Below are 14,758 nucleotides of genomic sequence, written 5' to 3'. Positions count from 1 at the left end.
TTCATGTTTACAGGAATTATTGAGGCAACAGGCATCGTTACAGATTTGAATAAAGAAGAAAATAATCTGCACATCACTATTCGATCATCTATTTCCACTACGTTTAAAATTGATCAATCCGTTTCGCATAATGGTGTTTGCCTCACTGTTGTAAAAGTTACAGATACTACACATGTAGTTACAGCAATTGAAGAAACATTAATTAAATCCAACTTAGGTTTTCTGCAAATAGGAAGTAATATAAATTTAGAACGATCTATGCAATTAGGCGAACGTTTGGATGGGCATATTGTGCAAGGTCATGTGGACACAACTGCGGTATTAAAAAATAGTATTTCACAGCAGGGGAGTTGGCTATTAACTTTTGAAATTGATATTGCATTTCGAAATTTTATTGTTGAAAAAGGATCAATAACATTAAATGGAGTGAGCCTTACTTTATTAAATGTGGGCGAAACAAATTTTTCTGTTGCTATAATTCCTTATACATGGGAGCATACAAATTTATCGCAAATTAAAATTGGAGAAAGTGTAAATGTGGAATTCGATATTCTTGCAAAATATTTTGTAAGAATGTTTGGAAACTATAACAATCTCAATTAATTTTTTTCCCTTTCATCGCATCAGCAATAGCCATATCCATAATACGTTCAGCAAATGGTTTTGTAAATTCATTCAGATTATCCAGAGCTTTATAAATCTCATCTTTATCAGTAGCATCCAGATTTTGTTTCAATGTATTAATCAATTTTGATGTTTCTGAAATTTCTTCTTCAGACATCAGTTGTTTGTTTTTTACAATAAACTTTTCTGTTGTATCCACCAGCATTTTTGCTTCTGTTCTTGCTTCAATTAATGCACGATTATTCATATCTTCTTTTGCATGCAATAACGAGTCTTTTAGCATTAGCGCCATGTCTTCTTCTGAAATACCGTATTGTGGTTTTATTTCAATGGATTGTTCTGTTGCCGATCTTAATTCTTTTGCTTTAACCGTAAGAATACCATCCGCATTTAATTGAAACACAATTTCCACTTTTGGAAATCCTGCCGGCATTGCGGGAATATTTTTTAAAATAAATTCTCCCAATTTTCTGTTTGCATGCACCACATCTCTTTCACCCTGATATACTGCAATTTTTATTTGCACTTGTCCATCCACAGAAGTAGTGTATTGTCTTCCGGCCGAGAAAGGAATCTTTGTATTGCGTGGAATAATTACATCCATTAAACCACCAATAGTTTCTAATCCCAATGATAAAGGTGTTACATCCAACAGCAACATATCCGTTTGATTTCCTGCTAAAATATCTGCTTGAACCGAAGCGCCAAGTGCCACCACTTCATCCGGATTTAAAGTATCATTTACTGCTTGTCCAAAAAATGTGGAAACAGTTTCTTTTACAAATGGAGTGCGAGTACTTCCACCAACCATAATTACTGTATTTATATCGGTGGTTTTTAGTTTTGCATCACGCAATGCCTGCTTACAACTTGTAATTGTTTTTTCTATTAAAGGTGTTATAAGTAATTCAAATGTTGCCTTGGATATTTCACATGTTAAACTTGAAGTAGTTGCAGAAAAATTGGCATTATCACTTAAAAATATTTTTGCTTCCTCTGCTAATAATCTTAATTCTTGTAATTGATGTTCATCTAATTTTTCAATAGCAGAATTATTTTCTTTCAACCAATATTCCATTATCAAACGGTCAAAATCATCGCCACCTAAATACGTATTCCCATGCGTTGACAAAACCTCAAAGACCTGATTGTGAATCCGTAAAATACTGATGTCGAAAGTGCCACCACCAAGATCATACACTGCAATTATTTTTTCTTCATCTGCCGAAATTCCAATGCCGTAAGCAAGACTTGCAGCGGTGGGTTCATTGATAATGCGCAACACATCCAATCCTGCAAGTTTTCCTGCATCTCTTGTTGCTTGCCGCTGTGCATCATTAAAATATGCAGGTACTGTAATTACTGCTTTTGAAATAGTTTTTTTTAAAACAGATTCTGCTCTTGCTTTTAATTGTTTTAAAATAAGCGATGATAATTCTGTAGGGGTATAGAATTTATCATTCACATTTATTTTCAATAGACTTTCGGTATTGTCGTCAATTATTTTGTATCCGAAAATTTGTCCTTCTACATCTCCATAAGATTTTCCCATTAATCTTTTTACAGAGTAAATAGTATTTTGTGGTTCTTCAATTAAATGCTTTTTTGCATTATTGCCGACAACGATTTCGCCGTTGTTAGCGAAATGAATTATTGAAGGAACAATTGCATAACCCGAATCATCTCTCAATGCAATCGGGTTACCGCTTTCTTTGTCAATAATTGCAATCAAACTGTTGGTAGTACCCAAATCAATTCCAACAATTATTTCTTCCTTCTCAATCTTGCCTTCTTTTAAATTTATTGCTATCTGCGCCATTTCTTTTTTTGTATGCTTTGCAAAGGTAAGAATATAGATATTGAGGATCATGTTCTAAACGTTACCTTTTTGACTAATTTAAATACCTATTTTGTGGAAAGGTTCATTGGGGTTTGATATATAAATAATCTATTACAAGCTTTCAACTAAATAGTAACTGGAATTGAAGTTCATTTAAATTATTTTTTCTACAATTCTTAAAAAATTTTTACAATTGAGAGTTTTACATTTCTGATTATACTTTCAATATTAACATCTCCTTAATTCCCAGCAAGAATAAATCTCTACTTTTGCAGCTTATTATTATTTTCAAAATCAACAGCATGAAATTTCTTGTCAGCATTGTTTTTATAATCCTATTTTTTACAGCATCCCAATTGCAAGCGCAAGTGAGTGCTGATAAAGTGGTAGGCAAAAAGAATATGAGTATTGCCGATAGTATTAAAAATTCAGATTATCCTTATATACTTCCTATCTGGGGACAAAAAGTTACGAATAAAGGATTTGAACTTCCATATTCTGCAGGTCTTGGAATTAATTATCTCTGGCAGCAATCTGATCTGATTATTGAAAATCTGCAAGTAGGTTTTAATAATGGACCCATGTATGATCTTGATAATATAGTGCGATTTGATAATGCACAATCTACCGCTTCGGCAATAAATATTCGTCCGGATATTTGGGTGTTACCGTTTTTAAATGTGTATGGCATTATTGCTAAATCAACACCTTCCACTGATGTGGGATATGGTATTTATATTCCGGATTCTTCTGGTAATTATAATCAGATATTATCTACACAAACCACTGCAAATTTTGATGCTACTTCATTTGGATTTGGAATAACCCCTACTATTGGTGTTGGTGGTGGATGGATTGCATTGGATATGAATTTTACATGGAGTGATATTGATGCACTGGATAAACCTGCATTTGCTTTTGTATTCGGTCCTCGTTTCGGTAAAACATTCAGATTTAAAAAGCCGGAACAAAATGTTGCAATATGGGTAGGAGGGTTTCGACTAAATTTAAATTCAGGTACTAACGGTTCATTGAATTTAAGTGATGTTATTGATTCTGAAAACATAGGAGCAAATCTGGATGATGCATATATGAAAGTGGAAGATTCACAACAACAAATTGATCAATGGTGGAATGGTTTATCAGAGCTTGAACAAAACAATCCTTTGAATGAAGCAAAGTATGATAGAGCTAATCAGTCACTGGAAACTGCAGGACAATTATTAGATGGTGCATCATCTGCCGTTAATAATCTAACTACTTCAACCATTCAATATTCTCTTGATAAACGACCAAAAGATAAATGGAATTTTATAGTGGGTTCTCAATATCAGATTAATAAACATTGGATGATTCGTGGTGAATTTGGTTTTCTTGGTTCAAGACAACAGTTTATTGGAGGATTGCAATATCGTTTTGGACTGTAATGAAAAAGGTATTTCTCTTATTTTGTATTTCAATTTCTGCATGTATTGCACAAGGTCAAGTAATTATTTCACTGCTTCTTGGTGATTTACTTAACACGGGAAAAATAGAATTTGGTCTGGATGGTGGTGCAAATTTTTCTGCATTAAATGGATTGAATGGTTCTAAGTCAATTACCGGATTTCATCTGGGATTTTATTTCGATTTTAAATTAGAAAATAATTGGATGATTCATACAGGTGTAATTGTAAAATCTCCATTAGGAGCTAACGGAATTAATCCTTATTCTGTAAATGATGCATTGCTCGACTCAGCTTTTATCGGTGGTGAAGTATCTCGCAACTTACGTTATTTTAATGTGCCCGTTTTGGCAAAATATATGCTTCCAAGTCATTTTTATGCAGAAGCTGGTATTCAATTAGGTTTGATGAATAAGGCGTTTGATGAATTTACACAAGAGGTGAATGAGCCTGAAGATTTAAAGTATAAATTGGATATAGAAAAGCAATATCATCCTTTGGACGCAGGTATTGTTGCAGGTATTGGTTACAGGATGCTAAAGGGTAATGGAATGAATTTATCCGTACGCTATTATTATGGAATGATTGATATTAAAATAGATGATTCAGAACCGGATGTATTTAATCGTTCCCTTTATCTCGCAGTAGGAATACCTATTGGTGCAACAAAAGCAAAAGAAAAAAGAGGAGAATAACAATATTTTCCTCTTTTCATTTTCTCATTGAAATTCGAAAATAGTAAACAAATATTTATCGATTATTTGTGAGAAATTATTTGATCGTAACTTCTCCACTATTTATAAAAATATCGTCCGCATTGAAAATATCAATTATATATTCACCTCTTTTAGTAAACCATTGATTAAATCTTACTTGATCCCAATCAGGGTCAATTTTAATTGTAAAGGCATCTACTAAATCATCTTCATTATCATACACATCAACATAGAATTTGTCTGTTGCAAATACCTTATCATTTGTTAGAAAAATCCGCAATGTGATGGAATCATTACTTCCTAAACTAAACTCTGTGTTTTCTCCTACAGGTAATCCTTCATCTGTTTCAGAAGTTCCAAATTTGATAACAGAATTTTCATAATAGTAAGTATCAATCGCACCTGTATTTGAAATATTTTTGTCTGCTTTCTGAAGAAATATCTCTGTATTGGTATTTGCCAATTCTTTTTTCCCCTTCATCACCTTAATAATATACTTACCTGTTTCAGAAAAACCTAAATCATACATTGCCCAATTTTTCCCTTCTTGCATTGACATATCTCCAGTAAAATATGCGACGTAATTGCCTGTGGTTTCATCCAGCTTATCCATTTGCACTTGCAATTGGTCTTTAATTATTTTTTCTTGATTATATACCAAATAAATATATCCACCAGTGGGTTCTATTTCCCATTGCTCGAAAATGCCGGCAGTAATTCCATCATCATTATAGGAAGTACATAATACAACTGAGTTTTGTGCAAGTACTAAAAGCCCAAACGATAAAGTCAAAAAAAGTAATAGAGTCTTTTTCATAGTGTGTTGTTTTTTATTATTAAATATTTTAATTAGAAACCATATTCAGTATTCTTTTACATCGAATATTTATTGCTATTTTATTTACAGCTGGAAATGCGCATTCAAATAAAATTATTTGATGGTGATAGAAGTGTAATTAATGAAAGTATAATCTTCAGTAAATATATCAATATAAAAAAATCCTTTGTTTGAAAATGTGATAGGAAAATTCACTTCATCCCAATTTGGATCCACATTAGCCATGAATTCGTCAATAGGATTATCCTCATAACCCCTCAATTCTATAATTAATTTATCCGTAGCAAATTTACTTTCATTCGTTACAAGAATTACCAATTCGAGTTTATCATTATCGCCTAAAATAAACTCATTGCTTTTCCCTTCCAGTTTTCCTTCAGATGAAATAGAAGTGCCAATTGAAGTAGTGGCAAATCTATAATAATTGTCCATATCTATTTCATAATAACTTTTTTCTTCGGAATTTAATAAAATAGATATTTCAAAGTAATTAATTGCTAATTCCTTTTTACCTAGCATCACTATAATTTGGTATTTACCAGCCTCTATTAATTGGTATTCATTCACTGCCCAATTTTTACCTTCTTGAGTTACCATATCTACAAGTGTATAAGTGGAAAATGCTTCGGTAGATTCATTAAGTTTATTGATTTGTAATTGTATTGGTTCTGTAATTAATTCTTCTTGTTTATATACAATATTAATTTTAGCTCCATCGGGTTGTATATACCAGATGTCGCCTACTCCGGTTGTTTTACCTTCTTCATTATATGCTTCACACAATACAACTGAGTTTTGTGCAAACGATAAAAGCCCAATGGATAAAGTAAAAAACATCAATAGCGTTTTCTTCATAATGGTTTATTTTTTTCGACGTCAAATATGAAAATAAAAACGACAATAACTATTGACTTTTAAAATAGTTATTGTCAGAAAGCAATGAAAAGTAACAACCCATATTCTATAAATCTCTACTTCAAACTTCACCACATTCGCCCTTCCTTCTTTGCCCTCTGCTACTTAACTTTAAGCCCAATGTATCAACTGCTAAAACCTTTACTGTTTCAAATCAATCCTGAGAAAGCGCATCATCTTACGCTTTCACTTTTAAAAACTGCGCTTGCTATTCCCGGATATGCTGCAATAAGTGATGCAACACTTGTTCCTGATAATTCAAAATGGAATCGCACAGTTGCGGGATTGCATTTTAAAAATCCTATTGGACTTGCTGCAGGCTTTGATAAAAATGCAGAATATATTCCGCTGATTGCGCATCTTGGTTTTGCATTTATTGAAGTAGGAACAATTACACCGAAACCACAAAGTGGAAATGATACACCTCGATTATTTCGCTTGCCAAAAGATAAAGCATTAATAAATCGTATGGGATTTAATAATGATGGAGTAGAAGTGATGCTGAAAAATCTGAATCATAAAAAAACAATTACTGCAAGAGAAAAATATAAATTAATTATAGGAGGAAATATTGGGAAAAATAAAATTACTCCCAACGCTGATGCTTGGAAAGATTATAATAAGTGTTTTGAAAAATTACATCCTTACGTTGATTATTTTGTGGTGAATGTGAGTAGCCCAAACACACCCGGATTAAGAGAGCTTCAGGAAAAAGAACCTTTGAAATATATCCTTTCACAATTGCAGGATTTAAATAATAAACTGGGTAAGAAACCCTTGTTTTTAAAAATAGCTCCTGATCTTACTGATGCACAATTGAATGATATTATATCGGTGGTGAAAGAAACACAATTAACCGGATTAATAATTTCGAATACTACAATTGAAAGAAGTGGATTGAAAACATCTGATGAAGAAATTCAAATAATAGGAGCCGGTGGATTAAGCGGGAAACCATTATTAAAAAAATCAAACGATGTATTATGGTATGTGCGCAGAATTGCAGGTAAGGATTTGGTTTTAATAGGTGCAGGTGGAATATTAAATGGCGATGATGCAAATTCTAAATTTGATAGAGGCGCATCGTTGGTACAAGTGTATTCAGGATTGATTTATGAAGGCCCTGCATTAGTAAAAAATATTCTGAAAGCAATTTAATAATACGATTGCGCATCAATTAAAATATTGCCATTTGCTTCGGTATAGACTGCATAATTAAATCCCGGTTGAATTGCGTAACCACCATACTCACCGTTTTTACTAATTGCAATAAATCCTACCTGAATTTCTTTACTCGCTTCTTTTCTAATTTTAAGCATGCGTTCAACCGCATATTTACATGCTGCTTGCGGAGTCATACCATCACGCATTTTTTCTACAACAAGATGAGAACCCACAATGCGAATTACTTCTTCACCCACACCCGTAGATGTGCATGCACCTACCTCATTATCTACATATAATCCTGCACCGATAATTGGTGAATCACCAACACGCCCTCGTATTTTAAATGCCATTCCGCTGGTAGAACATCCACCTGATAAATTTTGATTTGCATCCATCGCAACCATACCAATTGTATCATGATTCTCGAAATTAATTACTGGTTTATACTGCGATGTTTTTAGCCATTCCCGATATGCTTTTACTGCTTCCGGATTTTTATAATCATCCAACTCAAATCCATTTTGCAATGCCCATTGTTGAGCACCACTTCCTGCAAGAATTACATGCGGTGTTGTTTCCATTATTTTTCTTGCTACAGAAATTGGATGTTTTATTTTTTCTAAAAAAATTACAGAACCACAATTATAATTTTCATCCATAATGCATGCATCCAAAGTGGTATGACCTTCTCTATCTGGATAACCCGCAAGACCAACAGAAGTAGAATGCAAATCATTTTCTGCAACATGAATTCCATTTTCAATTGCATCTAATGCTCTGCCATTTGTACTTAATATTTTCCATGCAGCTTCATTCGTATAGATACCAAAATTCCAGGTAGAAATTACTATAGGAGGATTATTCATAATTGGTGATGGCAATGCAATTTTTGGTAAAGAAAAAATTCCCGCACCACCTAATGCAGCTTGTTTAATAAAATTTCTTCGGCTAGTCATAGCATTATGAATTTTTTCAAATCTAAACTTATTTATTTCTTTCTCATTAAAAGAAACAATTTTGTTTGTGATAAAAAATTATCTTTATATATAACTTACATACATGTACAAATATTTACTCCTCATTGTGTTTTTATATTGTGGGTTTGTCAAGGCTCAAATAAATCTTGTACCTAATCCGGGTTTTGAAAATTATGCACTTTGTCCGGTTGCATATTCAGGTGTTGAATACAATACAAATACGTTTGTTGAAAATTGGATACGACCTACCGGAGGAAGTTCTGATTATTTCAATGAGTGCGCAACTCTTGCATCCTATGTTGATATTCCTGCAAATTACTTTATGAACTATCAACCTGCCCGAACGGGGGTTGCCTATGCAGGAGGATATGCATTTTACCAATCATTTCATTATCGTGAATATATTCAGGTAGAACTCATTGAACCGATGATTGCAGAGGAATGCTATTATGTAGAATACTATACTGCTCCTGCTGAAACTGTGGACGGATTTTTAGGAAGTGTTGCAACAGATAGAATTGGATTGTATATATCAGTAGAACGACCATTGGGTGGTGGTGAACTTGATTATGAAACATTGGAATTAGAGCCGCAAATTTTTAATCCTCTTGGCTCTTTTATTACAGATACTCTAGGATGGACAAAAGTGTCCGGTGTATATATTGCTGAAGGTGGTGAAGAGTGGATTACTATTGGCAATTTTTTTAATGATGGTGAAACAGAATATATAGAATTTGTTGGTTCCGTTGCAAACGCTTATTCCTATTATGTATATGATGATTTTTTAGTAACACCTCTTACCGCAATTAATGTATTACATGATTCCATTTTGTGCGCAGGCGAAACACTTACATTAACTATGTATGAAGGTGGTATTTCTTACTTGTGGAATACAGGCGATACTTCTGCTTCCATTTCGGTAAATGAAACAGGAAATTATAGTGTTATTGCCGAATATTCTTGTGGTGTATTTTATGATTCAGCCTATGTTGTTTTTAATATTGATTCAAATTATACCTCGGAGGATTATCAGGAAATTTGTTATACTGAATTGCCATACATTATCGAAGGCTCACCTATATATACAGTATATATTTGGGATACGGGAGATACAACACAAAATATTACGATTACAAGTGAAGGGACTTATATATTACATGCGTATGGTGGTTGCAGTTCTTTCACCGATACTTTTACAATTTCTGTTTTTGAATTTGTTCCAGATGCAATTGGATTAGATGATACACTTTTAATTTGTGAAGTAAACGGCAATGCTGAATTAAATGGACCCGATGGTTTTGATAATTATAGTTGGAATAGCGGAGAAACAACACAGTCAATTACGGTGAATTCAGATGGAAATTATACATTAACGTATTCAAAAGATTGCGATACATACTCACATACTTTTACTGTTATTTCAGATCCGTATTTATTGACAGAATTTAATTTACTAGAGGAAATTTTATTGTGCACTTTACTTGAGCCTTTTGTAATTTTAGATGCAGGTGCAGTGTTACCAAATTATTACTGGAATACCGGTGAAACAATGCAAACAATTCAAGTAAATACACCCGGAATTTATACTGTGAGTTCAACTACTTTATGTACTGAGAAAACTGCTTCAATAAATGTTATTTCTTGTGAAGTGATGACAGTGCCAAATGCATTCTCTCCAAATGATGATGGCATTAATGATTGGTTTACTGTGTTATGCGAACCCTGCTCAGATTTTATTTCATTATCTATTTACGACAGATGGGGAAATTTGCTTTTTGAAACGCATGATTATACATTAGGCTGGAATGGAAAACATAATTACAATGATTCTGAAATGGGAAGCTATACTTATTTGTTGCGCTATGCAGAAGATGGAATTGAGAAAGTGAAATCAGGAAGTTTTACTTTGGTGAGATAAAATAATTAATACGCTAATAATTCATCTACAAACAACCATGCTTTAAATCCTGCACCGGGTAATCCTTCCGGAATAGTGCCTGCATTTTTTAAAATAATTTTTAAATAACGTGTTGTAATTGTATTAAACTCAACAGAAATATTTCCATTAGATTGTTTTATTTTATCTGCACTGATAAATCCTTTAAATTCATAGTTAATTCCATCTGAAGATGTATAGACTTCCATTGAAGAAGGATAATAAATCCAACTGCCTTCATCTTGCAACACACCCGCTGATACTTTACTAATTGTAATGTTACGACCCGGATCAATAACTGCTTCCAAATCATCACCCCAAAACCCTAACCATTCACTTCCCCTCCAAGGATGTTTGCCACGCAATCCATCGCATAAAGTAAATTCACCATGCACATTATATTTATCATTCGCAGGAGTTGTTAAAGTGATTTTTGAAGCAGTGATTTTTGAGAAAATAAATTCTTTAAATAATGTAGGTCCATAGATATTATTTGAAAAACTAATTGCTCGCAAGGTAGTATTTGAGTCAACAGAAATTACTTGCTTATAAGTATTTGTTGTTTTTGCAGGATCAGAATTATCTATGGTATATAAAACCTTTGCTGTGGAATCCATACTTCTTAAAATTACATTCACACCATGATTACTGTAATCAGGAAATATATCTGCACGCACATCCAACATAGCTTTGGAATAATTAATTTTTGCTTTATCATACATTGCAAAATGCGTCATCACTTTTTTTCCAAACACATCAAAATCTTTTTGCTGCGGATTGCTCCATACTATTTCTGATAATGCGCATAAACGAGGTAACAACATATATTCAACTTGTTTAAAATCCGGAATATATTCTGTCCAGATGTTTGCTTGTCCACCTAAAATAAATTTGCGTTCATCTGTGTGCAATGCAGTAGGTATCGGATTAAAAGCATACACTTTTTCAATGGGCAAATAACCGCCAATTGCCAATGGTTCATTTGCAATATCACTTTGATAATAATCGAAATAACAATAGCCAACTGGGCACATCACTACTTCATGATTTTGTTTTGCAGCATCAATTCCACCTTCTTCACCCCGCCAACTCATTACTGCTGCATTCGGTGCTAGACCCCCTTCGAGAATTTCATCCCAGCCAATAATTTTTCTGCCTTTACTATTTACATATTCTTCAATGCGCTGAATAAAATAACTCTGTAAACCTGCTTCATCACCAAGATTTTTTTCCTGAATTAATTGCTGACAAAATGCACTTTCTTTCCATCGCATTTTGGGTGCTTCATCACCACCAATATGAATATATTCTGAAGGAAATAATGCCATCACTTCATCCAATACATTTTCAAGAAAAGTAAAAGTGGTATCATACGGACAAAGAATATCATCAAACACTCCCCAGCCTTTTGCCACTTCAAATTTATTTCCGGTACATGATAATTCCGGATAAGAAGCTAACAGTGCCAATACATGCCCGGGCATTTCTATTTCAGGTACGATAGTGATATTTCGTTGTGCTGCATACTTAATTATTTCTTTAATTTCTACTTGCGTATAAAATCCGCCATAAGAAATTGAATCATATGTTTGTTCGCTATAATGACCGGTCATTGTACCATTTCTCCATGCACCAATTTCAGTAAGTTTTGGATATTGTTTTATTTCAATTCTCCAACCCTGATCATCTGTTAAGTGCCAATGAAAAACATTTATTTTATAGATGGCGAGAATATCAAGATATGTTTTTATTTCATCCACAGAAAAAAAATGGCGCACAACATCCAGATGCATTCCACGCCATTGAAAAGCAGGATAATCTTCTATATGTTGCGAAGGAATATTATAAGGATATTTATCCTGAACAGGAATTAATTGCAATAAACTCATCAATCCATAAAATACTCCTCCATTATTTTTTCCTGTTATTGTTATTTTATCCTTAGCGATATCAAGAATATATCCTGACTCAGGTATAGTCAGAGTGCTGTCATAACTCACTTCGATAGTACTTAATGAAGGCAACGGTTTTATTGCAGTTTTAATCGGAATATTAAAATGTGCATATAATATTTCTCTGAATGCAGAAGCATCCATAAATGCACTAAAATCATTTGCCAAAATATAAGTAGTGGGCGTAATGCTAAAGTATTCCTTGCCCGCATTGATTGTTACCGGAGTTGGAATAATTTGTTGTTGTGCTTCTGCAATTGTTGCAACAACATTTAAGAAAAATAATGTTGCAATAAAATATTTAAAACTCATGTTGCGAAAGTAGCAATTGCATTGTACTAACTACTCAAAATAACTATTGCATTATTGTTATTAAAACTTTACATTTGATAAAAATTAATTACAATGAAAAAACAATTACTCCTCTCTACTCTCATGATTGCTTGTTCATTTATCACATTACACGCACAAATAGATGGTGATAATGTGTTCCTGCAAGGGCAATATGTAGAAGTAGGAATTTCCGGTTGTGGTGTCTATGGCACCATCGGAACCCCACCCGAAGGACCTTATGGGCCTTATCATCCAAATGTTGATTATTACGGTTTAGGTTATGTAGCCGATTCTGATAAAGACGGTTGGGATGTGGGTGATCCACTGTATTGTGGTGATTATTTTACTCCCGGTACTCCAGAAGAAGGTTGGGCTATTCAATACGGCGACAGTATTTATCAAAATCACTTTGTGCCTTGCGATGGATATAATTGGGATGGTGGATATGGCTTTGGACCCGACATTGATGGTGCTATTATAAGTTATGAAGATTTAGGTGAAATTCGTCAAGCTGTTTGGGAAGGTGTTGTAGATGATGGATATATAAATGTGGCTTTAAAACAAACAACAACAGTGTTTGATACTTCACTTTTTTTCCTCACTGAATTTGAAATTTGTAATAACGGTGCTACAGATTTAAATGATTTTTATTTTACACATAATGTAGATCCTGATCAAGATCAACCATTTGGTTTTGACTTCACTACAACCAATACAATTATAAGCAATCCACCAACTTCTGATACTGCGATGGTAGAAGCAATTGGATCTGTTTTCGGGTGTTATTTCGCAATGGCAACTGTGCATCCCGATGCAAGAGCAACTTTCGGTTCATTTTTTCTTGCACCTAATACACCGGAGCAAGTTTGGAATGGAGATTCCATAGGTATAGATGGATGGTATTATGATGCATATAATTTAGAAGGTACGGAGTATTGTGATTGTGCTGTGCAATTATCATTTAAATTAAATATACCAGCAGGTGAATGTGAAAGTTTTTCTTTTGCAAGAATGTTTGGTGAAGAAGCAAAAGCCGAAGCGTTACAAATTACCGCTCATGGGTTAACTACTTACAGTATTTCTGCAAACGAAACTGATATTACAGACAATGGCGCTTATCAGGTTTGTAATGATGGAACAGTAGATTTTGAAATAAATACTTATGCAGATTATACATGGACATGGGAACCTGCAACATATCTTTCAGCAATTTCAGGTGCTTCTGTTATTTGCACTCCCGGTTCTGATATTACTTACACAATTACTGGTGTAAATGCATCTGATACAATTACAGATGTGATAAATGTAAATGTGCTTGAGGCATTAATTATTAGCAGTACTTCTACCGGATCAACAGGTATAGAATCAAATGGAACTGCATCCGTTGAAGTTGTTAGTGGTGGTGTTTCACCTTTTACTTACTTATGGAGCAATGGAGAAACAACTGCAACTATTGAAGGATTAAATTCCGGAACATATACAGTAACAGTTACAGATGCTTCGGGTTGTTCTTCAGTGCAATCGGTTACAGTTGGTGTATTAAACAGCATTGCACAATTAGAAAACAGCGAAGCATTTAGTATTAATCCAAATCCTGCAACAGATGTAATTCAATTGAATTTACATGCAGGCATTTATGGGGCTCAAGTTGAGATTTATAATTTGAATGGTCAATTAGTATTTGCAAATATTGCAGAAACAAATATGATTATTAATACAAGTAATTTTAGTAAAGGAATGTATTTACTAAAATTAATTACCGCAGAAAAAGTGTTTGTTCAGAATATTATTATTACGAGATAAACTCAATTAAAAAATATCTAGAAGCCGGATATAATTTATTGTATCCGGCTTTTTAATGCGATTTTTTTTTAAATGAAATTACATTTTAAAAGCCTGTAAAATATTATCATTAAAAATATATTTAAGCAGTATTATAAAATTGTAATTATTGAAGAGTTCTGACAACAAAAAATGAATCAACCATATTCATAAATAATGTATTACATTTGGTT

At 33.3% G+C, this 14,758-nt stretch carries 11 protein-coding genes; 6 read left to right on the top strand and 5 right to left on the bottom strand.

Features of this window, described 5'->3' with window-relative positions:
- Positions 1–3 precede the first annotated feature (3 nt).
- Positions 4–603, top strand: a complete 600-nt coding sequence (locus IPN31_11225) for a riboflavin synthase (protein ID MBK8682454.1) — start codon at positions 4–6, stop codon at positions 601–603.
- Here IPN31_11225 and hscA read toward each other — a convergent pair.
- Positions 596–2,443 (bottom strand): Fe-S protein assembly chaperone HscA, encoded by a 1,848-nt coding sequence (hscA, locus tag IPN31_11220; protein MBK8682453.1) that lies wholly within the window; start codon positions 2,441–2,443, stop codon positions 596–598. The genes IPN31_11225 and hscA overlap by 8 nt on opposite strands.
- A 323-nt stretch (positions 2,444–2,766) precedes the next feature.
- Between hscA and IPN31_11215 the strand changes: the two genes are divergently transcribed.
- Complete coding sequence (locus IPN31_11215; protein ID MBK8682452.1) at positions 2,767–3,891, top strand: hypothetical protein; 1,125 nt, start codon at positions 2,767–2,769, stop codon at positions 3,889–3,891.
- Complete coding sequence (locus IPN31_11210) at positions 3,891–4,604, top strand: PorT family protein (protein MBK8682451.1); 714 nt, start codon at positions 3,891–3,893, stop codon at positions 4,602–4,604. The genes IPN31_11215 and IPN31_11210 overlap by 1 nt, the downstream gene beginning before the upstream one ends.
- 76 nt (positions 4,605–4,680) lie before the next feature.
- Here IPN31_11210 and IPN31_11205 read toward each other — a convergent pair whose 3' ends face one another.
- Together IPN31_11205 and IPN31_11200 are read right to left on the bottom strand one after the other, a co-directional pair.
- The gene (locus IPN31_11205; protein MBK8682450.1) at positions 4,681–5,442 is read right to left on the bottom strand and encodes a hypothetical protein; all 762 of its coding nucleotides are present in this window, start codon (positions 5,440–5,442) and stop codon (positions 4,681–4,683) included.
- Positions 5,443–5,556: 114 nt separating this feature from the next.
- Entirely contained in the window at positions 5,557–6,318 is a 762-nt protein-coding gene (locus IPN31_11200) for a hypothetical protein (protein MBK8682449.1), read from the bottom strand.
- Between the two features lie 180 nt (positions 6,319–6,498).
- Between IPN31_11200 and IPN31_11195 the strand changes: the two genes are divergently transcribed.
- Positions 6,499–7,536, top strand: coding sequence for a quinone-dependent dihydroorotate dehydrogenase (locus IPN31_11195; protein MBK8682448.1), 1,038 nt, complete (start codon positions 6,499–6,501; stop codon positions 7,534–7,536).
- On the opposite strand, the gene IPN31_11190 is transcribed toward IPN31_11195, so the two are convergent.
- Complete coding sequence (locus IPN31_11190; GenBank protein ID MBK8682447.1) at positions 7,533–8,501, bottom strand: N(4)-(beta-N-acetylglucosaminyl)-L-asparaginase; 969 nt, start codon at positions 8,499–8,501, stop codon at positions 7,533–7,535. The two genes, IPN31_11195 and IPN31_11190, sit on opposite strands and share 4 nt — an antisense overlap.
- A 103-nt stretch (positions 8,502–8,604) precedes the next feature.
- Here IPN31_11190 and IPN31_11185 point away from each other — a divergent pair, with 103 nt between their 5' ends.
- Positions 8,605–10,440 (top strand): gliding motility-associated C-terminal domain-containing protein, encoded by a 1,836-nt coding sequence (locus tag IPN31_11185; GenBank protein MBK8682446.1) that lies wholly within the window; start codon positions 8,605–8,607, stop codon positions 10,438–10,440.
- A 5-nt stretch (positions 10,441–10,445) separates the two neighbouring features.
- Here the strand turns inward: IPN31_11185 and IPN31_11180 are convergent, their stop codons facing one another.
- Positions 10,446–12,722: a family 20 glycosylhydrolase gene (locus IPN31_11180; protein MBK8682445.1), complete on the bottom strand. Its 2,277-nt coding sequence runs from the start codon at positions 12,720–12,722 to the stop codon at positions 10,446–10,448.
- A gap of 93 nt (positions 12,723–12,815) precedes the next feature.
- Between IPN31_11180 and IPN31_11175 the strand changes: the two genes are divergently transcribed.
- Positions 12,816–14,546 carry a T9SS type A sorting domain-containing protein gene (locus IPN31_11175; protein MBK8682444.1) on the top strand — a complete coding sequence of 577 codons (1,731 nt, stop codon included), beginning with the start codon at positions 12,816–12,818 and terminating at the stop codon, positions 14,544–14,546.
- Positions 14,547–14,758: the final 212 nt, after the last annotated feature.

The sequence above is a fragment of the Bacteroidota bacterium genome (assembly GCA_016715425.1).
GTDB lineage: Bacteria > Bacteroidota > Bacteroidia > Chitinophagales > BACL12 > JADKAC01.
The sequence above is the reverse complement of the archived record's forward strand: the minus strand, read 5'-3'. Positions and strand labels throughout refer to the sequence as shown.

Coding starts and splice junctions, on each gene's coding strand:
- IPN31_11225 (MBK8682454.1), top strand. CDS start 4: ATGTTTACAGGAATTATTGAGGCAACAGGCATCGTTACAGATTTGAAT.
- hscA (MBK8682453.1), bottom strand. CDS start 2,443: ATGGCGCAGATAGCAATAAATTTAAAAGAAGGCAAGATTGAGAAGGAA.
- IPN31_11215 (MBK8682452.1), top strand. CDS start 2,767: ATGAAATTTCTTGTCAGCATTGTTTTTATAATCCTATTTTTTACAGCA.
- IPN31_11210 (MBK8682451.1), top strand. CDS start 3,891: ATGAAAAAGGTATTTCTCTTATTTTGTATTTCAATTTCTGCATGTATT.
- IPN31_11205 (MBK8682450.1), bottom strand. CDS start 5,442: ATGAAAAAGACTCTATTACTTTTTTTGACTTTATCGTTTGGGCTTTTA.
- IPN31_11200 (MBK8682449.1), bottom strand. CDS start 6,318: ATGAAGAAAACGCTATTGATGTTTTTTACTTTATCCATTGGGCTTTTA.
- IPN31_11195 (MBK8682448.1), top strand. CDS start 6,499: ATGTATCAACTGCTAAAACCTTTACTGTTTCAAATCAATCCTGAGAAA.
- IPN31_11190 (MBK8682447.1), bottom strand. CDS start 8,501: ATGACTAGCCGAAGAAATTTTATTAAACAAGCTGCATTAGGTGGTGCG.
- IPN31_11185 (MBK8682446.1), top strand. CDS start 8,605: ATGTACAAATATTTACTCCTCATTGTGTTTTTATATTGTGGGTTTGTC.
- IPN31_11180 (MBK8682445.1), bottom strand. CDS start 12,722: ATGAGTTTTAAATATTTTATTGCAACATTATTTTTCTTAAATGTTGTT.
- IPN31_11175 (MBK8682444.1), top strand. CDS start 12,816: ATGAAAAAACAATTACTCCTCTCTACTCTCATGATTGCTTGTTCATTT.